General features: G+C 70.0%; 28 protein-coding genes. 14 read left to right on the forward strand and 14 right to left on the reverse strand.

The window, feature by feature from the left end; genetic code table 11:
* Positions 1-39: 39 nt before the first annotated feature.
* Complete coding sequence (locus ACRYA2_RS08825) at positions 40-198, reverse strand: DUF1059 domain-containing protein (protein ID WP_113274880.1); 159 nt, start codon at positions 196-198, stop codon at positions 40-42.
* A gap of 166 nt (positions 199-364) precedes the next feature.
* On the opposite strand from ACRYA2_RS08825, the gene ACRYA2_RS08830 reads away from it, so the two are divergent.
* On the forward strand, positions 365-1,150 hold the full coding sequence (locus tag ACRYA2_RS08830; RefSeq protein ID WP_433626640.1) for an SDR family oxidoreductase: 786 nt from the start codon (positions 365-367) through the stop codon (positions 1,148-1,150).
* Between the two features lie 84 nt (positions 1,151-1,234).
* Here the strand turns inward: ACRYA2_RS08830 and ACRYA2_RS08835 are convergent, their stop codons facing one another.
* Complete coding sequence (locus tag ACRYA2_RS08835; protein ID WP_433626642.1) at positions 1,235-1,504, reverse strand: hypothetical protein; 270 nt, start codon at positions 1,502-1,504, stop codon at positions 1,235-1,237.
* Positions 1,505-1,562: 58 nt separating this feature from the next.
* A complete protein-coding gene (locus ACRYA2_RS08840) occupies positions 1,563-2,561 on the reverse strand; it encodes a mannose-1-phosphate guanylyltransferase (RefSeq protein WP_433626644.1) in 999 nt (332 codons plus the stop codon).
* A 95-nt stretch (positions 2,562-2,656) separates the two neighbouring features.
* Here ACRYA2_RS08840 and ACRYA2_RS08845 point away from each other — a divergent pair, with 95 nt between their 5' ends.
* The 4 genes from ACRYA2_RS08845 to ACRYA2_RS08860 all read left to right on the forward strand — a co-directional run bounded on the left by ACRYA2_RS08845 (position 2,657) and on the right by ACRYA2_RS08860 (position 7,200).
* Positions 2,657-3,784 carry a 60S ribosomal export protein NMD3 gene (locus tag ACRYA2_RS08845; protein WP_433626647.1) on the forward strand — a complete coding sequence of 376 codons (1,128 nt, stop codon included), beginning with the start codon at positions 2,657-2,659 and terminating at the stop codon, positions 3,782-3,784.
* Positions 3,781-4,884 (forward strand): class I SAM-dependent methyltransferase, encoded by a 1,104-nt coding sequence (locus ACRYA2_RS08850; protein WP_433626650.1) that lies wholly within the window; start codon positions 3,781-3,783, stop codon positions 4,882-4,884. The genes ACRYA2_RS08845 and ACRYA2_RS08850 overlap by 4 nt, the downstream gene beginning before the upstream one ends.
* Positions 4,885-4,971: 87 nt before the next feature.
* Positions 4,972-5,184, forward strand: a complete 213-nt coding sequence (locus ACRYA2_RS08855; protein ID WP_433626652.1) for a DUF7561 family protein — start codon at positions 4,972-4,974, stop codon at positions 5,182-5,184.
* Between the two features lie 246 nt (positions 5,185-5,430).
* The gene (locus tag ACRYA2_RS08860; protein WP_433626654.1) at positions 5,431-7,200 is read left to right on the forward strand and encodes a helicase C-terminal domain-containing protein; all 1,770 of its coding nucleotides are present in this window, start codon (positions 5,431-5,433) and stop codon (positions 7,198-7,200) included.
* Positions 7,201-7,342: 142 nt separating this feature from the next.
* On the opposite strand, the gene ACRYA2_RS08865 is transcribed toward ACRYA2_RS08860, so the two are convergent.
* Positions 7,343-8,017, reverse strand: a complete 675-nt coding sequence (locus ACRYA2_RS08865) for an MBL fold metallo-hydrolase (protein ID WP_433626656.1) — start codon at positions 8,015-8,017, stop codon at positions 7,343-7,345.
* A 130-nt stretch (positions 8,018-8,147) separates the two neighbouring features.
* Between ACRYA2_RS08865 and ACRYA2_RS08870 the strand changes: the two genes are divergently transcribed.
* Positions 8,148-8,387 carry a hypothetical protein gene (locus tag ACRYA2_RS08870; protein ID WP_433626658.1) on the forward strand — a complete coding sequence of 80 codons (240 nt, stop codon included), beginning with the start codon at positions 8,148-8,150 and terminating at the stop codon, positions 8,385-8,387.
* Between the two features lie 25 nt (positions 8,388-8,412).
* Here ACRYA2_RS08870 and ACRYA2_RS08875 read toward each other — a convergent pair whose 3' ends face one another.
* Both ACRYA2_RS08875 and ACRYA2_RS08880 read right to left on the reverse strand, forming a co-directional pair.
* Positions 8,413-10,407: a DUF460 domain-containing protein gene (locus ACRYA2_RS08875; RefSeq protein ID WP_433626661.1), complete on the reverse strand. Its 1,995-nt coding sequence runs from the start codon at positions 10,405-10,407 to the stop codon at positions 8,413-8,415.
* A 66-nt stretch (positions 10,408-10,473) separates the two neighbouring features.
* Entirely contained in the window at positions 10,474-12,036 is a 1,563-nt protein-coding gene (locus tag ACRYA2_RS08880) for a class I adenylate-forming enzyme family protein (RefSeq protein ID WP_433626663.1), read from the reverse strand.
* 306 nt (positions 12,037-12,342) lie between these two features.
* On the opposite strand from ACRYA2_RS08880, the gene ACRYA2_RS08885 reads away from it, so the two are divergent.
* The 4 genes from ACRYA2_RS08885 to rio1 all read left to right on the forward strand — a co-directional run bounded on the left by ACRYA2_RS08885 (position 12,343) and on the right by rio1 (position 15,645).
* Positions 12,343-13,512 (forward strand): GNAT family N-acetyltransferase, encoded by a 1,170-nt coding sequence (locus ACRYA2_RS08885; protein WP_433626665.1) that lies wholly within the window; start codon positions 12,343-12,345, stop codon positions 13,510-13,512.
* A gap of 68 nt (positions 13,513-13,580) precedes the next feature.
* A complete protein-coding gene (eif1A, locus tag ACRYA2_RS08890; RefSeq protein ID WP_113274899.1) occupies positions 13,581-13,865 on the forward strand; it encodes a translation initiation factor eIF-1A in 285 nt (94 codons plus the stop codon).
* A 171-nt stretch (positions 13,866-14,036) separates the two neighbouring features.
* Positions 14,037-14,702, forward strand: coding sequence for a nitroreductase family protein (locus ACRYA2_RS08895; protein ID WP_433626668.1), 666 nt, complete (start codon positions 14,037-14,039; stop codon positions 14,700-14,702).
* A gap of 79 nt (positions 14,703-14,781) precedes the next feature.
* Positions 14,782-15,645 carry a serine/threonine-protein kinase Rio1 gene (rio1, locus tag ACRYA2_RS08900; protein ID WP_433626670.1) on the forward strand — a complete coding sequence of 288 codons (864 nt, stop codon included), beginning with the start codon at positions 14,782-14,784 and terminating at the stop codon, positions 15,643-15,645.
* A gap of 10 nt (positions 15,646-15,655) precedes the next feature.
* Here the strand turns inward: rio1 and ACRYA2_RS08905 are convergent, their stop codons facing one another.
* Positions 15,656-16,333 carry an HD domain-containing protein gene (locus ACRYA2_RS08905; protein WP_433627113.1) on the reverse strand — a complete coding sequence of 226 codons (678 nt, stop codon included), beginning with the start codon at positions 16,331-16,333 and terminating at the stop codon, positions 15,656-15,658.
* A gap of 203 nt (positions 16,334-16,536) precedes the next feature.
* Here ACRYA2_RS08905 and ACRYA2_RS08910 point away from each other — a divergent pair, with 203 nt between their 5' ends.
* The gene (locus ACRYA2_RS08910) at positions 16,537-18,441 is read left to right on the forward strand and encodes a DUF2070 family protein (RefSeq protein ID WP_433626673.1); all 1,905 of its coding nucleotides are present in this window, start codon (positions 16,537-16,539) and stop codon (positions 18,439-18,441) included.
* A gap of 54 nt (positions 18,442-18,495) precedes the next feature.
* Complete coding sequence (locus ACRYA2_RS08915; RefSeq protein ID WP_433626675.1) at positions 18,496-19,878, forward strand: FAD-binding oxidoreductase; 1,383 nt, start codon at positions 18,496-18,498, stop codon at positions 19,876-19,878.
* Between the two features lie 115 nt (positions 19,879-19,993).
* Here ACRYA2_RS08915 and ACRYA2_RS08920 read toward each other — a convergent pair whose 3' ends face one another.
* Together ACRYA2_RS08920 and ACRYA2_RS08925 are read right to left on the reverse strand one after the other, a co-directional pair.
* Positions 19,994-20,239 (reverse strand): DUF3194 domain-containing protein, encoded by a 246-nt coding sequence (locus tag ACRYA2_RS08920; RefSeq protein ID WP_433626678.1) that lies wholly within the window; start codon positions 20,237-20,239, stop codon positions 19,994-19,996.
* Positions 20,240-20,242: 3 nt separating this feature from the next.
* Positions 20,243-20,635, reverse strand: a complete 393-nt coding sequence (locus tag ACRYA2_RS08925; protein ID WP_113274905.1) for a prefoldin subunit beta — start codon at positions 20,633-20,635, stop codon at positions 20,243-20,245.
* Between the two features lie 151 nt (positions 20,636-20,786).
* Here ACRYA2_RS08925 and ACRYA2_RS08930 point away from each other — a divergent pair, with 151 nt between their 5' ends.
* Entirely contained in the window at positions 20,787-20,951 is a 165-nt protein-coding gene (locus tag ACRYA2_RS08930; RefSeq protein WP_433626681.1) for a hypothetical protein, read from the forward strand.
* Positions 20,948-21,340, forward strand: a complete 393-nt coding sequence (locus tag ACRYA2_RS08935; RefSeq protein WP_433626684.1) for a hypothetical protein — start codon at positions 20,948-20,950, stop codon at positions 21,338-21,340. The genes ACRYA2_RS08930 and ACRYA2_RS08935 overlap by 4 nt, the downstream gene beginning before the upstream one ends.
* Here ACRYA2_RS08935 and ACRYA2_RS08940 read toward each other — a convergent pair.
* The 5 genes from ACRYA2_RS08940 to ACRYA2_RS08960 all read right to left on the reverse strand — a co-directional run bounded on the left by ACRYA2_RS08940 (position 21,334) and on the right by ACRYA2_RS08960 (position 23,026).
* Entirely contained in the window at positions 21,334-21,597 is a 264-nt protein-coding gene (locus ACRYA2_RS08940) for a KEOPS complex subunit Pcc1 (RefSeq protein WP_433626687.1), read from the reverse strand. The genes ACRYA2_RS08935 and ACRYA2_RS08940 overlap by 7 nt on opposite strands.
* A 1-nt stretch (position 21,598) precedes the next feature.
* The gene (locus tag ACRYA2_RS08945; RefSeq protein WP_113274908.1) at positions 21,599-21,733 is read right to left on the reverse strand and encodes a DNA-directed RNA polymerase subunit P; all 135 of its coding nucleotides are present in this window, start codon (positions 21,731-21,733) and stop codon (positions 21,599-21,601) included.
* On the reverse strand, positions 21,730-22,008 hold the full coding sequence (locus ACRYA2_RS08950; RefSeq protein WP_113274909.1) for a 50S ribosomal protein L37ae: 279 nt from the start codon (positions 22,006-22,008) through the stop codon (positions 21,730-21,732). Before ACRYA2_RS08950 ends, ACRYA2_RS08945 begins: the two co-directional genes overlap by 4 nt.
* A gap of 48 nt (positions 22,009-22,056) precedes the next feature.
* The gene (locus tag ACRYA2_RS08955) at positions 22,057-22,218 is read right to left on the reverse strand and encodes a DUF8015 family protein (RefSeq protein WP_433626690.1); all 162 of its coding nucleotides are present in this window, start codon (positions 22,216-22,218) and stop codon (positions 22,057-22,059) included.
* A gap of 88 nt (positions 22,219-22,306) precedes the next feature.
* The gene (locus tag ACRYA2_RS08960) at positions 22,307-23,026 is read right to left on the reverse strand and encodes a DUF2103 domain-containing protein (RefSeq protein WP_433627116.1); all 720 of its coding nucleotides are present in this window, start codon (positions 23,024-23,026) and stop codon (positions 22,307-22,309) included.
* Between the last annotated feature and the right edge of the window lie 120 nt (positions 23,027-23,146).

Consider the following 23,146-nt stretch of genomic DNA (forward strand, 5'->3'; position numbering starts at 1 on the left):
TACTTAATCCTTCGCCAGCCAGACAAAAGAATCCGCGGGTCAGGCCTGCTGTATCCCGTTCTGGACGTCGTTTCGGTCCATGGACATCCCGTGCTTCTCGCGGGCGTGCTCCTGGACCATGTCGATTACCTCGTTCTCGTCGTTCGCTCGTACCATGAAGTCGCAGTCCATCTGTGTGCATTCGAACTGGTGTGCCATCTGTGTGTCCTCCACCCCCTCCTGGGGCGGACTGGACGACGACCCCAGGCGGTGTAACGCTTCTGGCCTCCGTTCGTCGGAAAGCCGGCGGCCGTCGGAGTGGGTGGCCGTTCGGCGCGACGCCGCGTCCCCGGGACATTTGAGGGTCGGTCCCGAATCGCGAGACATGGACCTGCAACTGGACGGCAACGCGGCGCTCGTGACGGCGAGTTCGAGCGGACTCGGCCTCGCGAGCGCGAAGGCGCTGGCGCGCGAGGGAGCGAACGTGACCATCTGTGCTCGCGGCGAGGAGGCGCTCGCCGACGCCGAGACGGTGGTCGACGATATGGGTGACGGCGACGTGCTGGCGATACCGGCGGACATCACGGACCCGGACGAGATAGAGGCGCTGGTCGACGAGACGGTCGAGACGTTCGGCGGCCTCGACCACCTCGTCACGTCCGCCGGCGGACCGCCGAGCGGCCGGTTCCTCGACACCACCGAACGCGAGTGGTACGAGGCCTTCGACCTGCTGGTGATGAGCGTCGTCTGGGCAACCGACCGAGCCCACCCGCACCTCGTCGAGAGCGACGCCGGCTCCGTCACGTGCATCACGTCGACGAGCGTCCGGGAGGCCATCGACGGCCTCGTCCTCTCGAACGCCGTCCGGCGGAGCGTCATCGGACTGGTGAAGACCCAGGCGCGCGAGTTCGCGCCGGACGTGCGCGTCAACGCCGTCCTCCCGGGCGCACACGAGACGCCGCGCATTCAGGAACTCGTGGAGGCCGCCCTCGACCGCGGCGAGTACGACTCCTACGAGGCCGGCCTGGACGACTGGGCCAGCGACATCCCCCTGGACCGCGTCGGTGACCCGATGGAACTCGGCGACGCCGTCTCCTTCCTTGCCAGCGACCGCGCGAGCTTCGTCAACGGCGCCGCCGTGCCCGTCGACGGCGGTCGCCTGCGCAGCTGACGGGCAACGGCGCTCGCCGACCGTTCCACGAGGGCGTCCGTGCCCGTACCCCAGGGGCGCATCGCCGAGCGACGTCCGGGGGCGTCAGTCGTTTATCTTGTCGACTATCTCCTTCGCCTGGTCGCGGGCCTTGTCCTCGCCGACGCTCTTCTTTATCAGTACGCTCTGGACCTCCCACTCGTCGCTGTCCTCCTCCTGTCCGGTCCGGACCTCGGCTCCCTCTGAGACGTCCTGGGCCGGGTTCTCCGCCCAGTCCGGCGTCCGGATGGTGTCGAACTCGTCCGGGTCGCGGAACCGGACGTGGATGTACTCGTCTTCCGTCTCCACCGCTTCGACGTCTGGTACGTCTCCCATGTAAAGTCGTTCGCCGCTGAGAGGAAGAAAGCTGACGGCCAGCGACGGCCAGCGACGGTCAGAACCGGTCATCCTCGCGGAGCCTCGCCACGACCTCGCGCACGCGCTGGGCCTCCTCCTTCGGCACGACGAGCACGCGGTCGTCGTACGCCGCCACGACGAAGTCGGAGACGCCGACGAGGCTGACGTGGTGGTCCCCCGCGACGACGTTCCCCTCGGCGTCGATCGTCAGCGCGTCGCTCAGGACGACGTTCTCCCCGTCCGAGTGGCGCACTCGCTCCAGCGCGTCCCAGGAGCCGAGGTCGTCCCACTCGAACCCCGCGGGCACCACGTACACGTCGTCGGCCCGCTCCAGCACCGCGTAGTCGACGCTCACCGGGTCGGCCGCGGCGAACCCCGCGTCCGGCTCGCCGGCGTCCAGGCGCTCGACGAGCGGCGCGAGCGGCGAGTCGCGCGCCTCCCGGAGGAACGCGGACGGCGTCCACGCGAACAGCCCCGCGTTCCAGTAGCAGCCGCGCTCGACCAGCCGCTCGGCGGTCTCCGCGTCGGGTTTCTCCCTGAACTGCGCGACCTCGAAGTGGTCACCGCGGTCGGCTCCCGGCTCGACGTACCCATAACCGGTCGCCGGTCGGGTCGGTTCGACGCCGACCGTGACCAGCCCCGCCGTGTCGACGGCGACTTCCGCGGCGCGGCGGGCGGTCGGCGCGAACTCGCCCGCGACGTGGTGGTCGCTCGGCAGGCAGACGAGCGCGCAGTCGCCGACCTGCTCGCGAATCCGGTGGGCGGCGTAGACGAGCGCCGGCCCGGTGTCCTTCGGTTCGGGTTCGACCAGCACGCCGGCAGTCGGCGCGTGCTCGCGGACGCTGGCCTCGTGTTCCGGCGCGGTGCAGACGAACGTCTCGTCGGCGAACCCCGCCCGGGAGACGGTGTCGGCGAGGAGGGAGGCGTCGCCGTCGCCGAGCGGGAGGAACTGCTTCGGGCGGTCGCTCCGGCTGGCCGGGTAGAGCCGCGTCCCCGTGCCGCCGGCCATCACGAGCGCGACGAGCGGGCGGTCCATGGCCGGTCCGACGGCGCGAGTCCCCAAAACCGCCACGGGTCGTCTCCGCGGTGCCGTTCTTCAGCTTTAAAAGCGAGAACGCCCTAGGCCCGTCAATGAGCGAGTCTGGCGAATTCTGCCCGAACTGCGGGGACCCCATCGAGGTCGACCGTTCGACCCGGGCGTACCCCGGGGCCGCCACCCGGCGCGAGCGGAAGCTCTGTGACTCCTGTTACTTCGACCGCTTCGACCTGGTGGACGCCCCCGAGCGCATCGAGGTACGGGTCTGCGCGCAGTGTGGCGCGGTCCACCGCGGCAACCGCTGGGTGGACGTCGGCGCGCGCGACTACACCGACGTCGCCATCGAGGAGGTCAGCGACGCGCTCGGCGTCCACGTCGACGCAGACGACGTCTCCTGGCAGGTCGATCCCGAGCAGGTCGACCAGAACACCATCCGGATGCACTCGTACTTCTCCGGCGTCGTTCGGGGCACAGTCGTCGAGGAGGACGTCACCGTGCCGGTCAAAATATCCCGCCAGACCTGCACCCGCTGCGGTCGCATCGCCGGCGACTACTACGCCAGCACGGTCCAGGTCCGGGCGGTCGGGCGCACGCCGACCGCCGAGGAGACGGAGCGCGCCCGCGAGATAGCGACCGAGATAGTCGAGGAGATGGAGGCCACGGGCGACCGCGACGCCTTCGTCACCGACGTGAGCGAGACCGAGGACGGTCTCGACCTGAAGGTGTCGACGACGAACATCGGCAAGAAGATAGCGAGCAAGCTGATCGAGGAGTTCGGCGGTGACTTCTCCGATTCGGAAACCCTGGTGACCGAGGACGAGGACGGCAACGAGGTGTACCGGGTCACGTACGCCGTCCGGCTCCCCCCGTTCACGCCGGGCGACGTCATCGACCCCCGGGACGAGGGGGGTCCCGTCCTGGTCAGGAGCGTCCGGAGCAACCTCAAGGGCCGACGGCTCACGACGGGCGAACCGTTCGAACTGCGCTTCGACGACGACGACGCGCCCGAGCCGCGGAAGCTCGGCCGCGTCGAGGACGCCGAGGAGACGACGCTGGTCGCGACCGAGGACGAACACGCCGTCCAGGTGCTCGACCCCGAGACCTACCGGACGAAGACGGTCGCGCGCCCCGACTACCTCGACGCGGACGCCGACAGCGTCCCGGTGCTGAAGAGTCGCGCGGGACTGCACGTCCTCCCCGACGAGTCCAGGGAGAGCGGATGACCGAAGGCCTCGACCGCGACGCCCCCGACCGGGACGGTGGCGACGCCGCCGAGGACGACCCGGCGCTCGCCGCCGTCGTCGAGAAGCCCCGCGCCGAGGACGCCATCGCCGCCCTCGACGCGGAGGGCGTCTACGACGACTCGCGGAAGGTCCGCGAGCGCGACGCCGAGACGGTCGAACTTCCGGTCGTCGAGCGGCCGACGGAGACCCCGGTCTGCGACGTGGTCGAGCAGGTCGCTCCCGAACCTCGCCTGCCGGACCTCGAAGCGCGTCTTCGGGCGCGCGGCTGGTCCGAGGACGAGGTGGCGCGCGCGCCGGGGTCGTGGGCGGTCGTCGGCACCGTGATACTCGTGGAGTTCGGCGACTGCCAGCGCCGCGAGGCGGTCGGCGAGGCGCTGCTCGAACTCCACGGCGAGGCCGACACCGTCCTCGCGCGCGGCGGCATTTCCGGCGAACACCGCGAACCCGACGTGACCGTCGTCGCGGGCGAGGGTGACACCGAGACGGTCCACGTCGAACACGGCACGGAGTACGCCCTCGACTTCGCGGAGGTGATGTTCTCGCCCGGCAACAAACGCGAGCGCGCCCGGATGGGCGAGGTCGTCGCCGACGGCGAGCGCGTCCTCGACATGTTCGCCGGCATCGGCTACTTCACGCTCCCGATGGCCCGCTCCGGGGCCGAGGTGACGGCGGTCGAGCGCAACCCGGCGGCGTTCCGGTTCCTCGTCGAGAACGCCGTCCTGAACGGGGTCCAGGACCGCGTCGACGCCTACCGGGCGGACTGCCGGGACGTGGCGGCCAGCGCCGAGCGCGTCGTCATGGGCTACTACGGCGTCGCCGAACCGCGTTCGGAGGGGCACGGGAGACGGTCCCGCGAGGCACACGAGTACCTCGACGTCGCGCTCGCCGCGCTGGAGCCCGGGGGCGTCGTTCACTTCCACGCGGCGACGCCCGAGGACCGCCTCTGGGACCGTCCGGTCGGTCGACTCCGCGAGGCCGCGAGCGAGCGCGGGCGCGAGGTCGAGGTGCTCGACCGTCGGCGCGTCAAGAGCCACAGCGAGGGCGTGTGGCACGTCGTCGTCGACGCGCGGATTTCGTAGCCCCCGTCTCGCTTCCGGGAATCCGTCGCCGTCCGACGGCGGTCGCTCGGCGGCGCCTTCTTTTTCGTCCAGCGCGTAGCGCACGGTATGACGACCGACCCGTGCGACGGCTGTGGGGCGGAGGTGTCCATCGCGGGAGGAATCGCCAATCTCTGGTCGTTCGGGGGGCAGACGACCGACGGGATGACCCTGGAGTTCGAGGACGGCAGCGAGCATTTCCTCTGTTACGCCTGTATCGAGCAGTTGCCGGACCATCCGACGAGCAAGGACGTGGCGGCCCTCCCGGAGCGAACGGAGTGAGTGGAGCGCTACTCCCGGAGGAGCGGGGGTCGCTCTCGACGGCGTCGGGGGACGGGGAGAACCATCGTCCTACGAGTCGCTGAGGGAAACCAGGACGGCGAGGGAGGGGTTCGAGGCAGGAGTCGTCCATGGCAGCGACCCTCGCCATCCGGACGTACCTTCGCCTTCGGCATATGATTTCTGTCATGTCGGCGGTCGTGAACCCGGACCGGCAGGTTTTACGCCCCGGCTTTCGTCGGGTGAATCGTGAACCCCGAGCGGATTTTCGAGGAGTTTCCCGCGCCCTCCTACCGGGGCAACCAGCGCGACGCCCTCGCCGACGTGCGGGACGCGTTCGAGGCCGGCAACGACGTGGTGCTGGTGCGAGCGCCGACCGGGAGCGGCAAGTCGCTGCTCGCGCGGGCCATCGCGGGGTGCGCTCGCCGGCCGGACGACGCCGCGCCGAGCGACGCGACGGGAGCGTACTACACCACGCCGCAGGTCTCCCAGCTGGACGACGTGGCGGCCGACGCCCTGCTCGACGACCTGAAGATAATCCGGGGCAAGCGCAACTACTCCTGCATCCTGCCGGGCGAGAAAGACACCCCCGTGGACCGCGCACCCTGCGCCCGCGAGAAGGGGTACGACTGCTCGGTGAAGCATCGCTGCCCGTACTTCTCCGACCGCGCCATCGCCAGCAACCGCGAGATAGCGGCGATGACGCTGGCGTACTTCATGCGCACCGCGGGGTCGGAGGTGTTCCGCAAGCGCGACGTCGTCGTCGTCGACGAGGCGCACGGCCTCGCGGAGTGGGCGGAGATGTACGCCGCCATCGAACTGAACCCCCGAACCGTCCCCATCTGGGACGACGTCGACGTGCCCGCGGTCGAGAGCATCGACCGCGCGGTGCGGTACGCCGAGCGCCTCTCGAACGTCTGCGAGCGCGAGAAGGATGACCTGCTGGCGAAGCAGGAGCTCTCCCCCGCGGAGGCCGCCCGCCGGGACCGCCTGCAGGAACTCATCTCGGAACTCGACTGGTTCGTCTCCGACTACCGCGACCCCGACAGCGCGACCGAGTGGGTCGTCGACCAGTCCGACGGAACGGGCGGCCCGCTCACCATCAAGCCGATGAACCCCGAGCGCTACCTCGCCCACACCGTCTGGGACCGCGGGAACCGGTTCGCGCTCCTGTCGGCGACCATCCTGAACAAGGCGGCGTTCTGCCGACAGGTCGGCCTCGACCCCGATGACGTCGCGCTCGTCGACGTCGGCCACACGTTCCCCGTCGAGAACCGGCCGCTGTACGACGTGACCCAGGGGAAGATGACCTACGAGCACCGCGACGACACCCTGCCGGCCATCGCCCGGACGCTCGTCCGCATCATGCAGGCCCATCCGGACGAGAAGGGCATCGTCCACGCCCACTCCTACGCCATCCAGGAGCGACTCGTCGACAGCCTCGCCGAGTTCGGCGTCGGCGACCGGGTGCGCGCGCACGACCGGGAGAGCCGCGACGCCGACCTCGAAGCGTGGAAGGCGACCGACGACCCGGACGTGTTCCTCTCGGTGAAGATGGAGGAGGCGCTGGACCTGCACGGCGACCTCGCGCGCTGGCAGGTGCTCTGCAAAGCGCCGTTCGCCAACACCGGCGACTCTCGGGTCGCCCATCGCCTCGAACAGGGCCAGTGGGCGTGGTATTACCGCTCCGCGCTCCGGACCGTCATCCAGGCCTGCGGTCGCGTCGTGCGCTCGCCCGACGACTTCGGCGCGACCTACCTCGCCGACTCCAGCCTGCTCCAGCTGTTCGACCGGGCACGCTCGGACATGCCCGACTGGTTCGCCGACCAGGTCGACTGTATGGAGCGCCCGGACCTGCCCGCGTTCGACCCCGCGGACGCCGGCGCCGGAGCGAGCGGGCACGCGGGACGGTCGCGGCGAGGTCGGTCCCGCGGCGGCGGGTCGGCGGGGACGGACGACTCCGGCGGCTCACGGGACCGCGAGAACAGCCCGATGGCGGACGTGTGGGACGTCGAGTAGTCAGAACAGGGTCACGGCGTACGCGAGCCCCGACCCGACCATCAGCAGGACGAAGAACAGCGAGATCAGTTTCTGTCGAACGTTCTCCATGTCCGCCCTCGGACGGCGACCGGCATAACTGTTCGGGTCGAGCGGTCCGGCGTCACAGCGTCGCGGCCAGTTCGCGCAGTCGGTCGCTGCCGTCGCGGACGAACGGGACGCCGTGGCCCATCGCGGCGACCGCGAACGACGGGGCGCGCTCTGCGAGCGACCGGACGCTGTCTCGCACCGCGGCGGTGTCGTAGCTCATCAGCCATGGCGAGGCCGCGAGTTCCCCTCCGTCCTCCCGGACGAGGTCGCCGAGGAACGCCGCGTCGAGGGCTTCGCTGACGTAGACGACGTGACCCGGCGAATGCCCCGGGGTGTGGTAGGCGGTGAAGCTCCCGACCGCGTCGCCGTCCTCGACCGTTCGCACGGGGAGGTCTGGCGCGGACAGCAGCGGTCGGGTGACCCGCTGGAGCGCGCCCTTGTGGTTGTGCCAGTCCGGGCGTCGGTCGCCCGACAGCAGCGGCGCGTCCGCCGCGCCGACGTACACCGGCGCGTCGAGGTCGACGAGGCGGGCGAGCGCGCCGACGTGGTCGAAGTCGTAGTGGGTGACCAGCACGCGGTCGACGTCGGCGACGTCGTAGCCCGCGTCGCGGACGCCGGTCGCGATTCTCCCGTAGTCGAACGGCGTGCCGGCGTCGACGAGCGTCAGCGACCCGTCGTCGTCCGCGAGATAGCAGTTCACGTTCCCGAGGTCGAGCCACCAGCAGCCGTCCGCGAGTTCCGTGGCCATACCCGTATCGTGGACGGCCAGTCACTTCAGCGTGAGCGGGCGCGGCGGGTCGCCGTCGGCCCGGAGCGCGTCTGACGTCCGTCAGCCGTGCCCGGAACGAACAAGTTCCCCGGCGCGAAAAGGTGGGGACATGAACGCGACGCGCGTCGGCCTCTGGCTGGTGGTGGTCGGCCTGTTGCTGTTCGTCGGCGCGGCGGCGACGGTCCCGTCTGGGGGGTGTGCGGCCGTCGAGTCGGCGAGTGACGTGGCGACCTGCGCGACGGAATCCGGATACGGGCTGGTGTACGGCGGCCTCGGGATCGCCATCGTCGGGGTGGTCGTCTGGGCCGCCGGGACGACGCTGACGCTCGTGCGGAGCATCACGACGTAGCTCTCCGCTCTCGGCGCGTTCCCGGTCAGGTGCTCGAACTGCCGCGGTCGTACTGGCGGTCGGCGCGGTGCTCGCTGATGAGGCGGTCGAGCTGTTCGGACTTCTGCTCTATGCGGCGCTGTTCGGCGCGGTCGTGCCAGTCGTCGACGACCGCCTCCACCTCGCTCTCGCGGGCGACGGCGAGTTCGTCGACTTCCTGCATCGTCACGTCGTCGGCCGGCCCGACCGGAATCCCGTGGTCGAAGAGGACGTCGTCGGCCACGTCGGAGATGCCGCCCTCCTTCAGCACGACGCGGGGGTTCACCTCCGCGAGTCGTTCGGCGGTCGAGCGTCCCGCGCCGCTGGCGTCCCGCAGGTAGACCACGTCGTCCTCCGCCAGCCCGTAGTTCTCGTGGGCCTCCCGGATGGCGTCCTTCGTGAACTTCCGGACCGGCTTGACGGGAATGAGGTCCTTCTTCTCGGCGGCGACGTCGCTGAAGTTCGAGTGGTCGAGCTTCCAGAGCTGTTTGAGCCGGGCGAACTTGTCCTCCAGTTCCTCGATGCGCTCGTCGCGCTCGTCGAGTTCGCGCTCCAGGCGGTCGGTCTCGCGTTCGAGCCGCGACACCTGACGGCGTTCGCGGGCGTCCCGGCGTTCTTCGCGGCGCGCCTCCGTGAGTTCGTCCTCCAGTTCGGCGATGCGGTCGTCCTTCTCGGAGACCGTCGCCTCGAGGTCCGAGACGTGCGACTTGAGTCGTTCGACCTGCGACTCAAGTTGCTTGATGCGTTTCTCCTCCTCGGAGAGTTCGCGGACCGTGTGCTCGGTCGTCTCCTCCTCCTCGTCGCCGTCGTCCTCGGTCAGGTCGGTCAGGGCCGTCTCGACGCTCTCCTCGCCGGCGACGACGCGCGCGATAACCTCGCCGCGGGAGACGCCGGCGGGCACCTTCTCGGTGATGCGGTCGAACTGGTCCTCGCGGTCGTCGAAGGCGAACAGCGCGGCCGCCATCGCGTCGCGCTCGTGGTCGTTGTCGTAGCTCTGCTCGCGCGTCCGGTGCTGCTTCTCGTCGACCGGGAGGTCCTTCTCGGGCGTCCAACCGGCGGCGTCGAAGCTCCGCCGTATCTTCTCGACCGTCTCCGGCATCGGCGTCACGTCCGCCGCGACGACGACGGGTCGGCCCCGTTCGATTATCCACTCGATGACCTCGGCGGTGTCGGCCGTCCGCGTGCTCAACACGTCGAGCAGCGCGCCGTCGAGGTCCGCGAGCGCCACCGCCGTCGTCGTCCCGGGGTCGATGCCGACGACGACGTGGTCGCGGCGCTTGACGAGCGGTTCGAACTCGATGCCGTCGCGTCGCAGGCGCTCTATCTCGACCCGGACGTCGCCGTTACGCCGGGCGGAGACGGGGATGTCCTCCGGGCGCGCCTCGACCTCGAACACCGCGTTGGCGAAGCCGCCGTACTTCTCGGTCACGTCGCGCTCGTAGTCGAGGCCGGCGCCGTCGAGTTCGGACTCGACGTCCCGCGTCGTCTCCTTGACGGAGCCGTGGATGCGGCGCGTGTAGCGGTCCTCGCTCCAGCCGCCCTTGCCGGTCGAGCGTCCGCGGGCGACCTTCACCTCGGTCGTGTCGGTGAACGCCGACACCTCCTGGCCGACGTTCATCGCGGCCAGCCGCGCCGCCGCCTCGGCCTCCTCCATCGGGTCCTTGCCGTAGGGGACGCCGTGCCGCGAGGCGACCCGCGAGAGCGGTTCCGGACGCTCGTCGCCGGTCACCTGCACGAGCCCCGTGCCGTCCGGTAGCTCGCGGAGGAAGTGGACGAGGGCGTCCTTGTCCGACGCGAGTTCGTACATGTTGTCCGTGGCCACGAGCGCCGGCTGCTCGTCCTCGATGAGCCGCCGGAGCTTCCGGTAGGAGACCACGTCGCGGTCGAGTCGTTCCCCGTCGTAGACGACGAGCGCGTAGGAAGGAGCGTCACCCCGCACGTCCCCGCTCTGTACGTCGACGCCGAACACCAGCGCGTCCAGCGCACTCGTTCGCTCGCTCACGTATCGGAGTACGGTCCTCCGAAATATAAATCCGGCGCGGGGGCGGGTCGCCGGCGTCGACCGCTGCTAGTCGTCCTGGCTCACCAGTTCGAACCGCCTGACCTTCCCGCTCGTCGTCCGGGGGAGCCGCCGAACGAACTCGACTTCGCGGGGGTGCTTGTAGGGGGCCGCGTTCTTCAGGCAGTGGTCCCGTATCTCGGCCGCGTCGGGGTCCGCGCCGTCGGCCGTGACGACGAAGGCCTTCACCGTCTCGCCCCGGCGCTCGTCCGGGACGCCGACGACGCTGGCGTCCTCGACGGCCGGATGGTCGTACAGTACCTCCTCGACCTCCCGTGGATAGACGTTGTACCCGGCGGTGAGGATGACGTCAGACTTGCGGCCGAGCACCTCGTAGTAGTTGTCCTCGTCCCGGCGGACCACGTCGCCGGTCCGGAAGTAGCCGTCGTCGGTGAACGCGGCCGCGGTCTCCTCGGGGCGCTCGTGGTAGCCCGCCATGACGTGCGGACCGCGGACGAGCAGTTCGCCGGACTCGCCCGGCGGCACCTCCTCGCCGTCCTCGTCGACGACCTTGCAATCGGTCGCCCGGAACGGCTGGCCGATGGTCCCCGGGCGCGGGCCGAACGTCGCGTTGATGCCGGCGTGCGTGCCGCCGCCGGTCTCGGTGAGGCCGTACGCCTCGAACAGGTCGACCCCGGCCTCCGTCTCGAAGCGCTCCTGGACCGCGCCCGGCATGTCCGTACCTCCTTCCATCACCTCCTGCAGGCTCGACAGGTCGTACTCGCCGAACTCGTCGTGGTTGATGATGTCGACGTACATCGCGGCGACGGCGCCGAACTTCGTGATGGACTCGGACTCGATGGTCGCCATGGCGGCTTCGGGGTCCCACTCCTCTGGGTCCTGGAGGTACACCGAGGCCCCGCGGACCAGCGGCTGCCACGTCCGGTTGACGAAGCCCGCGATGTGCGACAGCGGGAGCACGGAGAGGAACCGCTCCTCCTCGGCGTCGAGCGCCGTGCGCTCGAACCCGACGAACGACTGCGCTCGCAGGTTCCGGTGGGTGAGCAGGACGCCCTTCGGCTCGCCGGTCGTGCCGCTGGTGTACGGCTGCATGGCGACGTCGTCGTCTGCCCGGTCGACGACCGTGGGGTCGCCGTCCACGTCCGCGAAGCGCACCGCGTCGTCGAACGGCGTCGCCCCGTCGGCGCTCCCGCGGACGACGACCGCGGGGTCGGTCTCGACGGCGTCGATGGCGGTCTCGGCCGTCCCGAGCAGCGACTCGTGGACGACCAGCGCGGCGGCGTCGGCGTCCCCGACGCGGTAGGCGACCTCCCGCGGACTGAACTGCGGGTTCAGCGGCGTGAACGGCGTCCCGGCCTTGACCGCGCCGAGCGCGGCGACGACGAACTCCGGACTGTTCGGCAGCAGTATCCCGACGCGGTCGCCCGGTCGCAGGCCGAGGTCGCGAAGCCCGCCGGCGAACCGCGCCGAGCGGTCGCGCAGTTCCGCGTGCGAGTACGCGACGCCGTCCATCTCCAGCGCGAGCCGTCCGGGATGTGTTCCGGCCGTCTCGTCGTACAGCCGCCCGACGTTGCCCGACCGGGCCCTCGCCGAAAACGCAGTTGATTCCATGCCCGCCACGCCGACGCGCGCGCGAAAAAAGCGCGGTAACAGTTCACGGTCGTAGAACGTCCGTAACGGGGGCTCTCGGTCGGCAGTCGACCGCTATCGCCCGACTCGAAGGGGTCAGGACTGCCCTTCGAAGCGTAACGTGGACCTGAGCGCTCGCCGTCGCGGGTCCACGGCGAGCGTATCGCGTCGCAGGAGGACCCCAACGCCGGGGTTGGCGGTCGTTGACCGACGTTAACCGGGTTGCGCCGTCCGTGACTTACCGAACGGTCGCGCCGCTTTAATCGGTGCGTCGGCGAACTCGCGACGATGGCTGACCGAACGACCCCGGAGCGCTCCCGGACGGCGGACGACGCGTACACGATTCGCCAGTACGACCCCGACGACCGCGAGGGCGTGCTCTCGCTGTACGAGACGGTGTTCGGCGACGCCCGGGGCGGGGAGGCGTGGTTCGACTGGAAGTTCGCCGACAATCCCTACCTTCCGTCGGTCCCGATCTGGGTCGCCGAACGCGAGGGACGTATCGTCGGCGCGCGACCGAGCCTGCCGGTCCCGCTCTCGGTCGCCGGCCGGCGGGAACTGGCGCTCGTGCAGGTCGACCCGATGGTCCACCCCGACCACCGCCGGCAGGGGCTATTCACCCGGCTGGCGGCCGACGTCTACGACCACTACCGCTCCCGGGACCCCTCGGTCGTCGTCGGGTTCCCGAACGAGGCGGTGAAACGCGGGCTGGAAAAGCTCGCCGACGAACTCTCGCTCGACGAGGGCGTCGTCGCACCGTTCACCGAGTACTACCGAATCCAGGACCCGACCGCGCTGGTCGACGCAGACGGGTCGACGCCGCTGGGACGCGTCGCGGGGCGGGTCGCCGGCGCGCTCCGGCCGGGCGTCCGGCGCTACCTCGCGGCCCGCGACCACTTCGCCGGCGCGACGACCGAGGGTCGCGTGGAGCGCCACTCCGGCGCGCCGCCGGCGCTGCTCGCGTCGGTCGCGTCGCGTCGGACGGCCCCGGCCGCGACCGCCGTCCGGGACGAACCGTTCCTCCGCTGGCGGTTCCGGAATCCGCGGTACGACTACTCGACGTACGTCCTGCGGCAAAACGGCGCGCCCGTCGCCGCCCTCGTCGTCGGCGAACAGCGCGACGTCCCGGCCGACGTCGTCCACGTCTCCGACGCGCTACCGCCGGTCGGCGACGACCGCCGGGACGAGCGCCTGTCGGCCCTGCTCGGGCGCGTCCTCGCGGACCGCGCGGACGCGGACCTCGTCGCCGCCGCGGGCACGACGCTCCCGCGGTCCGTGCTCGCCTCGCACGGCTTCGTCGCGACCGACCGGTTCCCGCTCTCGCGGCTCGCCGCGACCTACTGGTTCAGCGCGCGTCCGCTGACCGACCGCGACGTCGACGACTGGGTCGTGAACGGCCACCGGCTCTCGGCCCCCGACGGCTGGAACCTCTCCTTCTGCGAACTCGAAGTCGGGTAGCGAGCGGAGCACCCTCGATGCGCGGGCGGGACAGCGGATTTAAAGGTGTGCCTGCCCAATCGTGAACCATGAGCGACAACAGCGGACGCAAGAACCTTCGCATGCCGGAGGACGACGAGGTGTTTGCAACTGTAACGAACATGCTCGGCGCGAACCGCGTCAAAGTGCGCTGTGCCGACGGTCAGGAACGTACCGCCCGGATTCCCGGCAAGATGCAGAAGCGCATCTGGATTCGCGAGGACGACGTGGTGCTCGTGGAGCCGTGGGACTGGCAGGACGAGAAGGCCGACATCAAGTGGCGCTACGACAAGCAGGAAGCCGACCAGCTTCGGGAAGAGGGCCACATCCAGTAACGCCGTTTCGTCGCTCCGTCACCGTTCGTCCGGGAGCGTGTCTCCTCGCCCCGAGCCTGCATGATGCTTCTCTCGACTATCCGATATTAGCGGGCGGCTAGCAGACCCCAATCGGAGAGTTCGGCCGTTTCCGAGTCCCCGTTATCCCTCCGACCCCTTCGTTCGGACACGATGTCTCAGCAGATACCCACCGGCGAGTCCGACGTGGCGCACGACGCCAAGTTCCCCGACGCCATCGAGGCGCTGCGGACGCGTCGTTCGGGACACAACTTCGACCCCGACGCCGAACTGGACGACGAGACGCTGGAATCGCTGATTCGCGACGCCGCGCTCGCGCCGTCGTCGTACAACCTCCAGCCGTGGGAGTTCGTCGTCGTGCAGGACGACGACCGTCTGGACGAGGTCGTCGACCTCGCGTACGGCCAGGAGCACGTCCGGGAGGCCGGCACCGCCATCCTCGTCGTCGGTCACACCGAGGCGAAGACCGCCGACCGCGTCTTCGACGAGTGGGAGGAAGCCGGCCGGATGGACGAGGCGGCCGCCGAGCAGACGAAGGCGCAGTCGGTCGAGATGTACGAGGACGAGCGGATGGGCCGCGACTACGCCATCCGCAACGCCAGCCTCGCCGCCCAGAACCTCCTGCTGTCCGCCCACGCCCGGGGACTGAAGGCGACGCCCATGATCGGCTTCGACCAGGAGGGCATCGCGGAGTTCCTCGGCCTGCCCGACGACGAGATTCCGGTCGTCCTGCTCTCCGTCGGACCGAGCGGCGGCGAGGAACCGGAGCGACTGCCGCGCCGCGGCGTCGAGGAGATCCTCCACCGCGAATCGCGCTGACCGCGCGTCGCCGAACGAGACGACGCCATTCGCGGCGACGGACCATCCTTTTACGGCTCCCTCGCATACCCCGTGCTAGATGAGTGAGGAGTACGGCCTGCTCGACCAGGAGAACGCGGACGCCCCCGGCGACGAGTGGGAGGAGATAGACGTCACCGACACGGAGGCCGACCGCATCGCCCGGCAGCGCGACCGCGAGTTCTCCGAGTTCCGCGAACGCATCAAGGACACCGAGCAGTTCAAAGTCGAGCAGTCGGTCTTCGACGACGCCACGCTCGCCGCCCTCTACAAACTCGTCCAGGACGGCTACGTCCGGGCGTTCGGCGGCCCCATCTCCTCAGGCAAGGAAGCGACCGTCTACAACGCGCTCGCCGACGACGAACGTGAGGAGGTCGCGGTGAAGATATACCGCATCAACGCCAGCGACTTCCAGGACATGCGCGAGTACCTCGTCGGCGACCCCCGGTTCGAAGAGCTGTCGGGCAACAAGAAGCGCGTCGTGCTCGCGTGGGTCCGCAAGGAGTTCGCCAACCTCAAGCGCGCGGCGAGGGCGGGCGTCCGCGTCCCCGAACCCATCGCCGTCCAGCGCAACGTGCTCGTCATGGAGTTTCTCGGCAACGACGGCGAGCGCGCGCCGACCCTGGACGACGCCCACCTGGAGAATCCCGAGACGGCCTACGAGGTCGTCCGCGAGTACATGCGTCGCCTCTACGACGCCGGCCTCGTCCACGGCGACCTGAGCGAGTACAACATCATCGTCCACGACGGCGAACTCTGTATCATCGACCTCGGACAGGCGGTGACGCTCCACCACCCCAACAGCGGCGACTTCCTCACGCGCGACTGCGCCAATGTCGCCGCGTTCTTCCAGCGTCAGGGCATGGACGTGACCGGCGACGAACTCGAAGCCTGGGTGCGTGAGCACGCCGACCCGAACGTCTGACCCCGCGGCCTCAGGCGTCGCCCGCGACCTCTCGTTCGAACCGTTCGACGAACTCCGCGACGTACGCCCGGCGGTCCTCGGCCATCTCGCGGCCCGCGTCCGTGTACATCCGCTCGTGCAGCGACAGCACCTTCTTCTGCACGTGGTTTAGCTGGGTCGCGCCCGCCTCGGTGTCGTCCGCCTCCACGGGCAGGTCGGGGTCGTGTAGCGGTTGGCCGCGTTCGCCGCCGTAGCAGAAACAGCGCGCGATTCCGACCGCGCCGAGCGCGTCGAGGTTGTCGGCGTCACAGAGCAGTTCGGCCTCCGGCGTCTCCGGTTCCACGTCGTTCGAGTAGCGGTGCGCCCGGACGCAGTGTTTCGCCGCCGAGACGGCGTCGGGGTCGGCCCCGAGGTCCGCGAGGATGCGCCCGGCTTCCCGCGCACCCCACTCGGCGTGGTCCGCAATCTCGCCGCGGTCCTCCCTCGCGCGCCCCACGTCGTGGAGCCACGCCGCCGCGAGGAGGACGCGCTCGTCGACCTCGCGGTCGGTCTTCCCGGCCAGCGTCTCCGCCAGGCGCGCGACGCGCCGGACGTGGTGCCAGTCGTGGGCCGGCGCGACGTCACCGAAGTACGACTCGGCGCGCTCGCGGACCTGCGCGGCGGTCCACTCCCGTTCCGTCTCCGCTCCCGTCGTCCGCTCGTCCGTCATCGTGGTCCAGCGACTCGTCTCGCCTCGAAAAACGTTCGGATTTCGGTCACGTTTCGCCCCCGGGACCCCGCGAACGACCGCGACGTAGCGAGCGACGACCGGTTCGGCGGTCGCGCGCGAAATCGCCAGACGGTCCGACGAGACGGAACGGTCTCCGTCCGCGAGTAGCATATTTTAACTCCTCCGGGCGTTCCTTTTCGACAATGACAGCGACCCAGAGTGACCTGGCGAGCCTCTCGCGGTACATCTTCAGTGCGCCGCGGTGGTACGCCAGCGTCACGTTCGCGCTGCTCATCGCCGCCGTCACCGGCGTCGGGGCGTTCGACTCGAACTACGTCCTCCAGGACGCGTGGGAGGGGGTCTTCTTCATCGGCGTGCCGACCGTCGTGGCGAGCGTCCTCACAACGCCCGTCGACCGCCGCCTCGGCGGGCAGTTGACCTACAACCGGGCGTCGCTGCTCGCGCTCACCTGCGAGGTGGTCGTGGTCGCCGTGCTCAGCGTCGCGGGGATGATATCCGCGCTCACCCCTCTCGGCCAGCAGTTCGTCTTCGACGCGCTCATCGTCGGCCTCTCGTCCGTGTTCGCACTGCGCCTGCTAGTCGTCATGGCCGTCTCCCGGACGTCGTTCCTCGTCTCGACGATACCGGCGGGCATCCAGACCGGGACGGCCGCCGTGCTCTTCTTCGTCTACAGCGAGACGATTCGCCTGCTCGAAATCGGCGGCCCGCTCGTCCAGAACGCGCTCTCGCGTCCACTCATCCAGGACGTGCTCTCCCGGCCCGACCAGGCACCCCCGGAGATTTCGTCGGTCGTCCGCCCGCGGGACTTCCTCGTGCTCGCGGTCGTCAGCGGCCTCTACGCGCTCGGCGTGTACGGCTTCCTCGTCGTCCTCGACCGACCGTGGCGGCGGAGCCTCGGCGTCAGCGTCCTCGACTTCCTCCGCGGGTTCATCGGCCACGTTGCCGAGGGAACCCGGGAACTGGAGGACTTCTTCGAGCAGATCGGCGAGCAGGCCCTCGTCCCGGTGACGGACCTCTCCTTTCGCCGCCCGGACGGGACCGAGAAGGCACGGTTCGTCCTGCCGATGATTCACCCCGGGCCGATGGGCGAGATCGGCGGCGGCAACCTGCCCCACCGCGTGGCGACCGAGGCCGAGGGACTCGCCTTCGTCCCGCACGCCACCGCGGGCCACGACTTCAACCTCGTCACCGAGCGCGAGGTGGACACCATCCTCGACACCGCCGCCGCGGCCCACGACCGCATCGAGTACACCGACACGGCGACGGCGAGCGTCCGCACCCGGTCCGGCGACGCGAAGATGCTCGGCCAGGCGTTCGGCGACGACGCCCTGCTCGTCGCCACCTACTCGCCGAAGTGCGCCGACGACGTGGAGTACGCAGTCGGCCTCTCGGCGGCCGCGGAGGCGCGCTCGAACGGCCTCGACGACGTGATGCTCGTCGACGCGCACAACTGCAACGACGGCCTGGAGGGCGAGGACCTCGGCCACGTCTATCCCGGTAGCGAGCGCTCGTTCGACATGCTACAGGCCGCGGGTGAGGCCGCCACGCGACTCGACGACGCCGCGTCGGGCACGCTGGAACTCGGCGTCGCGTGGGACGCGACCGAGTGGGAACCGCTCGACGGCATCGGACCGCTCGGCGTTCGCGTGGCCGTGCTCGACGTGGCCGACCAGCGGACCGTCTACGTGCTCGTGGACGGGAACAACATGGAACCCGGCCTCCGCGAGCGCATCGTGGACGCGCTCCGGGCGAGCGTCGACGTGGACGCGGTCGAGGTGATGACGACCGATACCCACGTCGTCAACCAGGTGGAGGCGTCGAACCAGGTCGGCGAGGCCATCGACCAGGACGACCTCGTCGCGCTCGTCGAGCGGCTCGTCGACGAGGCCGAAGCCGACCTCGAACCGGTCGAAGCCGGCATGGAGAGCGAGCGCGCCGAGGTGACGGTGTTCGGCAACGACCGCACCGAGACGCTGGCCAGCCACGCCAACGCCGTCATGGCCATGGGCGGCGCGCTCGCCGGCGCGGTCATCCTCGCCGTCACCGCCATCAGCGTCCTCGTCTTCCTCCTCGCCCACTCCGGATAGGTCCGGGAGAACGATTATCGTCGCGCCCGGCGTAGCCCGCCTCGGTGGGGGAACATGGAATCAGCACTCTCCGAACCGGTAGTGACGGAACTGGCGACCGACCTCGCGGGCGACCTCGTCACGCCCGACGACGACGCCTACGACCAGGCGCGTCGCGTGTGGAACGGGATGGTCAACCGCTGGCCGGCGATGGTCGCGCGCTGTGCGGGCGTCGCGGACGTGCGCCGGGCGGTCGCGTTCGCGCGCGAGCACGACCTTCCGATTGCGGTCCGGGGCGGCGGGCACGGGGTCGCCGGCGCCGCGACGGTCGACGGCGGCCTCGTCGTCGACCTGTCGCCGATGGACTGGGTGCGCGTGGACCCCGACGCCCGGCGCGTCCAGGTCGGCGCGGGGGCGACGTGGGGGGACGTCGACCGCGAGACGCAGGCGTTCGGCCTCGCGGTGCCCGGCGGCGTCGTCTCCGACACGGGCGTCGCGGGGCTGACCCTCGGCGGCGGGATGGGTCACCTCCGCCGGAAGCACGGCCTGAGCTGTGACAACCTCGTCTCGGCGGACGTGGTGACGGCCGACGGCGCGTTCGTCCGGGCGAGCGCCGACGAGAACGCGGACCTATTCTGGGCGCTCCGCGGCGGCGGCGCCGAACTCGGCGTCGTCACGAGCTTCGAGTTCGACTGTCACCCGGTCGGTCCCGAGGTGGCCACCTGCTTCGTCTGGCACCGCGGCGAGCGGGCCGAGGAGGCCCTGGCGTTCTTCCGGGAGTTCGCCGCCGACGCACCGCGAGCGGTGAGCGTCCTCCCGTTCTACGCCTGGGTGCCCGAGATGGAGGAGTTGCCAGAGTCGTCGTGGGGCGACCCGGCGGTCGTCTTCTTCGGCTGTTACGCGGACGACCCCGAGGAGGGAACGGAGGCGCTCCGGCCGCTCCGGGAGTTCGCGGACCCCATCGCGGACTTCAGCGGGACGATGCCGTACCTCGAACTCCAGTCGATGCTCGACGAGGACTACCCGCACGGCCGGTTCTACTACTGGAAGTCGCTGTACCTGCGCGACCTGGACAACGACGCCATCGCCGGTATCGTCGAGACGGCCGAAGCCTGTCCCGCCCTGCTGTCGACGGTCGACCTCTGGCACCTCGGCGGCGCGATAGCGGACGTCGGCGAGACCGAGACGGCGTACACCGACCGCGACGCGCCGTACCTCCTCAACTTCGAGGCGAACTGGGACGACCCGCGGAAGACGGCGGCCGCCGTGGAGTGGGTGCGGGACAGCGTCGACGCGATGCGCGACCGCTCCGCCGCCAGCGGCCTGTACGTCAACTTCCCCGGGTTCGGCGAGGACTCGGAGCACGTCGCCTACGGCGAGAACGCCGAGCGCCTGCGGGCGGTCGCCGACGAGTACGATCCGGAGGACCTGTTCGGCCGCGCCGGCGCGGAGACGTAGGTCGGACTCCGGGTCCGCCGTCTCCTCGGCGAACCCGCGGCTGGCGAACGGTGACGTGCGTGAGAACGTGGACTCGTGCGACGGTCCGCGCCGACCGTTCGACCTGCGGTGGAGATTACGCCTCTTCGTCCGCGAAGAGGTCGTCCACCGCGGCGCGGGCCGCCAGCGCGGCGTCGTCGGCGACCGTCGCCTCGTCCGCGTCGGCCTCCGGCGCGTTGACGTACACGTCCACGTCGAGGACGCCGTCCTCGAAGGTGACGGTCACGTCGAAGTCGGTGACGTCCGACTGCCTGTAGCGCGAAAATATGACGCCTTCGGCTGCTTCGGCCGCTGTCTGGACGACCGTCTCGTCGTCGACCATCGCTTACGCGCCGCCAGCGCCGCCCGGACCGCCCGGGCCGCCCGGACCGCCAGCGCCGCCGAGCATGTTCTGGAGCTCGCTCTGGAGCGACTCGAACTGCTCCTGGACGCGCTCTTCCTGCTTCTCCAGCGTCTCGACGCGAATCTCCAGGCTGTCGACCTTCTCGTCGAGGTTCTCCTGGGCCTCGTCGTAGTCGGTCTTGACGAACAGCTCGCCGACCTCGCGGTACATCGTCGTGTCCTCGTCGATGTCGTCGAGCTCGTCCAGCGCGGTCTGGGCCTCGTTCAGCTGGGTCTCGGCCTGGTTCTTCTGGACGGCGACCTGCTGTGCGGTGTCCTGCAGATCCTGCAGTTCTTCGAGCTTCTCCTGGGCTTCCGGCGGAAGATTACCCTGCATACCTCCAATCTCGTGGCCCGGACAGAAAAAGCCCCGCTTTTAGTCGTGGCCGGTGGTCCAGGGGGCGACCGGCGGCGGGAGAATCGGCCGCCGGCGGACGTCTCGCGCCGGCGCTCCGACGGGGCCGCGGAGATTCGCTCTCCCCGGGTCGATGGTCGCGGCCGGGCGCTTCGCGCTCGACGCTCGGTCCCTTAAGAACCGGCCGGAGCACTGCGGCAGAAGCGGTACGTTCGACCGGTGTCAACGCCCGTACATGGTGGTCGAGATGCGGCGCGTAGACGGAACGCTGGCCGACGACGGCGACGAGTACGCATGACGCGGCGCGTGACGCTCGCGGGCGTCGTCGCCGTTCACCTCCTCGTCAATCTCGCTCACGGTGCGGTCCACGCTGCGGTGCCGGTCGCCCTCTCGTCCGGCCAGTGGGCGTTCGTCGCGCTTGTGGTCGTGCTCGCTCCGGTGGCCGGGGTCGCGTTCGCCCGTCTGGGTGACGACGTGGCGGGCGCGGCCGTGGTCGCGCTGTCGCTGGTGGCGTCGCTGGCGTTCGGTCTCTTCGTCCACTTCGCCGTCCCCAATCCCGACCACGTCCGCGCGGTCGGGGGCGTGTGGTCGGAGTCGTTCTCCGCGACGGCGGCGCTGATAGCGGCGGTTGACGGGGTTGGCGCGCTGGTCTGCGGGTGGGTCGCCCTGTCGGAGGCGGGTCAGTAGCCGGCGCGGCGCGCCGCGTCGCCGAGTTCGATGCACTCCTCGGCGACACCGACCAGCGTCTGCCAGGTGTTCAGCGCGGCGCGGAGAGCGACCAGGTCGTCGGCCTCGACGCGGACGACGACGGTGGCGTCGTCGCGCGAGATAGTGGTCCGCGAACGGTCGCCGTCTATCTCACCGATTTCGCGCTCGACGCTTCGGAGAACAGTGGTCGCGTGAGCGTCGGCGTCGTAATCGAACTCGAGGACGGCGTCGTGCACGCTACCGGACGTTGACTTCCTTGATGTCGCGGCTGCGCTCTTTCAGCAGGACGCGGTGACCGCAGTACGGACAGCGAACTCCCCCGTACTCGTCCAGTTCCACGTCGCGCTTGCAACGGGAACACTTGTAGCTCATTCTTCCTCGGCGAGGGCGGCGCGGATGGAGCGTTTGACGGTCCGACCGGCGGGCGTCTCCGGGCGGTACGTGCCGCCGGCGTACTTGTAGCCGCACTTGCCGCACTGCCAGATGCCGGTCCCCTGCCGGTCGACGGTATCGTTACCGCAGTCCGGACAGGTGTGGTCGTCGTGCATGTCTGACTCTATCTCGGCGACGCGCTTGCGCGCGACGCGACCGTATCGCGCCCCGAACCGTCCGGCGCTGCCGGTTCGGCTCTTCCTGTTCTGGGCCATAGTACCGAAGAATTGCTCCAGAGGACAGATAAACCCTTTGAGTTCCCGTCACTCGTCGGTCGGCGCGTTCACGAGCTCGTAGCCGATGACCAGAAGCGACGCCACGAGTCCCGCTATCGCCAGCGGTAGCTGTGTGAACTGTCCGGCGACGAAGCCACCCCCGGAGAGGGCGGGAATCGCTGCCAGGGCGGCGTCGTAGTGGGTGACCATGGGTGTAATTATATCTAATTACAGCGCCGCCCAAGAAGGTTGGGGCTTCAGGTGCAGGGGACGTCGGCGACGTCGGGCGGTTCGGTGGTCACTGGAACCCGGCTTCGGCGAGCGCCTCGTTCAGGTCCTCGCGGACGCGCTCGCCGCGCTCGCGGTCCATCGCGGTGGTGACGACGCGGTTCTCCTGGACGCTGGAGCCGTCCCGCAGCAGCAGGCGGACGTTGCCGTTCTCGTCGGCACGGGTGGCCTTCGCCCGGAGGCCGGAGGGCGAACTCGACCCGCCCGCGCTGATCGGACCGGGGATGATTTTCTTGACGTGCGGATGCTGGGCGGCGGCCTGTACCGCCGACATCCCGTCGCGGTCGCCGATTAACGTCGAGTGTGACCCCCCGAGTTTCTCCAGCGGGTTGGTCTCGACCACCTCCAGCGAGCGGTCGCCGCGGCGCGACAGCACCTCCTCGACGGCGCCGTCGTCGCCGACGCGGTAGAACTTGTGGTGCAACTGCGCGCGCGTCTCCCGGAGCGGCGCGCGAGCGCCGGCCGCGTACACCGTCTCGGGGCGTTTGCGCCGTATCTCGTCGGCCACGCGGCCCGCGAAGTTGCGCAACTGGACGGTGCCGGTCTCCTCGCCGGACTCCGGGACGGTCGTCACGGTCGTCTCGCCGACCACCTCCTCGTCGTCCAGCATCGTCAGCGTCGCCCGGTCGTCGTCGAACACCGCGACGACGGCGTCGCAGTTGGCGGTGTCGCAGGCCAGACAGTAGTCGCCCGGGCGTTCGATGTCCGTGCCACACCGCCGACAGTCCATGTCGGAACGTCGCCGCGCCGGCGGATAAGTTCGTCCGTTCGCGCCGAGGTGGTCCTCCGCGGCGGTCGTCCTCGCCTCGGCGTCGTCCGGACGCGCCGTCCGTCTCGGGCGCACAGGACG

This window comes from Halomicrococcus pelagicus (genome assembly GCF_050954125.1).

Bases quoted from the DNA above. Each gene is read 5' to 3' on its own strand.
- ACRYA2_RS08825 (WP_113274880.1), bottom strand. From the start codon at position 198: ATGGCACACCAGTTCGAATGCACACAGATGGACTGCGACTTCATGGTA.
- ACRYA2_RS08830 (WP_433626640.1), top strand. From the start codon at position 365: ATGGACCTGCAACTGGACGGCAACGCGGCGCTCGTGACGGCGAGTTCG.
- ACRYA2_RS08835 (WP_433626642.1), bottom strand. From the start codon at position 1,504: ATGGGAGACGTACCAGACGTCGAAGCGGTGGAGACGGAAGACGAGTAC.
- ACRYA2_RS08840 (WP_433626644.1), bottom strand. From the start codon at position 2,561: ATGGACCGCCCGCTCGTCGCGCTCGTGATGGCCGGCGGCACGGGGACG.
- ACRYA2_RS08845 (WP_433626647.1), top strand. From the start codon at position 2,657: ATGAGCGAGTCTGGCGAATTCTGCCCGAACTGCGGGGACCCCATCGAG.
- ACRYA2_RS08850 (WP_433626650.1), top strand. From the start codon at position 3,781: ATGACCGAAGGCCTCGACCGCGACGCCCCCGACCGGGACGGTGGCGAC.
- ACRYA2_RS08855 (WP_433626652.1), top strand. From the start codon at position 4,972: ATGACGACCGACCCGTGCGACGGCTGTGGGGCGGAGGTGTCCATCGCG.
- ACRYA2_RS08865 (WP_433626656.1), bottom strand. From the start codon at position 8,017: ATGGCCACGGAACTCGCGGACGGCTGCTGGTGGCTCGACCTCGGGAAC.
- ACRYA2_RS08870 (WP_433626658.1), top strand. From the start codon at position 8,148: ATGAACGCGACGCGCGTCGGCCTCTGGCTGGTGGTGGTCGGCCTGTTG.
- ACRYA2_RS08880 (WP_433626663.1), bottom strand. From the start codon at position 12,036: ATGGAATCAACTGCGTTTTCGGCGAGGGCCCGGTCGGGCAACGTCGGG.
- ACRYA2_RS08885 (WP_433626665.1), top strand. From the start codon at position 12,343: ATGGCTGACCGAACGACCCCGGAGCGCTCCCGGACGGCGGACGACGCG.
- eif1A (WP_113274899.1), top strand. From the start codon at position 13,581: ATGAGCGACAACAGCGGACGCAAGAACCTTCGCATGCCGGAGGACGAC.
- ACRYA2_RS08895 (WP_433626668.1), top strand. From the start codon at position 14,037: ATGTCTCAGCAGATACCCACCGGCGAGTCCGACGTGGCGCACGACGCC.
- rio1 (WP_433626670.1), top strand. From the start codon at position 14,782: ATGAGTGAGGAGTACGGCCTGCTCGACCAGGAGAACGCGGACGCCCCC.
- ACRYA2_RS08905 (WP_433627113.1), bottom strand. From the start codon at position 16,333: ATGACGGACGAGCGGACGACGGGAGCGGAGACGGAACGGGAGTGGACC.
- ACRYA2_RS08910 (WP_433626673.1), top strand. From the start codon at position 16,537: ATGACAGCGACCCAGAGTGACCTGGCGAGCCTCTCGCGGTACATCTTC.
- ACRYA2_RS08915 (WP_433626675.1), top strand. From the start codon at position 18,496: ATGGAATCAGCACTCTCCGAACCGGTAGTGACGGAACTGGCGACCGAC.
- ACRYA2_RS08920 (WP_433626678.1), bottom strand. From the start codon at position 20,239: ATGGTCGACGACGAGACGGTCGTCCAGACAGCGGCCGAAGCAGCCGAA.
- ACRYA2_RS08925 (WP_113274905.1), bottom strand. From the start codon at position 20,635: ATGCAGGGTAATCTTCCGCCGGAAGCCCAGGAGAAGCTCGAAGAACTG.
- ACRYA2_RS08930 (WP_433626681.1), top strand. From the start codon at position 20,787: ATGGTCGCGGCCGGGCGCTTCGCGCTCGACGCTCGGTCCCTTAAGAAC.
- ACRYA2_RS08935 (WP_433626684.1), top strand. From the start codon at position 20,948: ATGACGCGGCGCGTGACGCTCGCGGGCGTCGTCGCCGTTCACCTCCTC.
- ACRYA2_RS08945 (WP_113274908.1), bottom strand. From the start codon at position 21,733: ATGAGCTACAAGTGTTCCCGTTGCAAGCGCGACGTGGAACTGGACGAG.
- ACRYA2_RS08950 (WP_113274909.1), bottom strand. From the start codon at position 22,008: ATGGCCCAGAACAGGAAGAGCCGAACCGGCAGCGCCGGACGGTTCGGG.
- ACRYA2_RS08955 (WP_433626690.1), bottom strand. From the start codon at position 22,218: ATGGTCACCCACTACGACGCCGCCCTGGCAGCGATTCCCGCCCTCTCC.
- ACRYA2_RS08960 (WP_433627116.1), bottom strand. From the start codon at position 23,026: ATGGACTGTCGGCGGTGTGGCACGGACATCGAACGCCCGGGCGACTAC.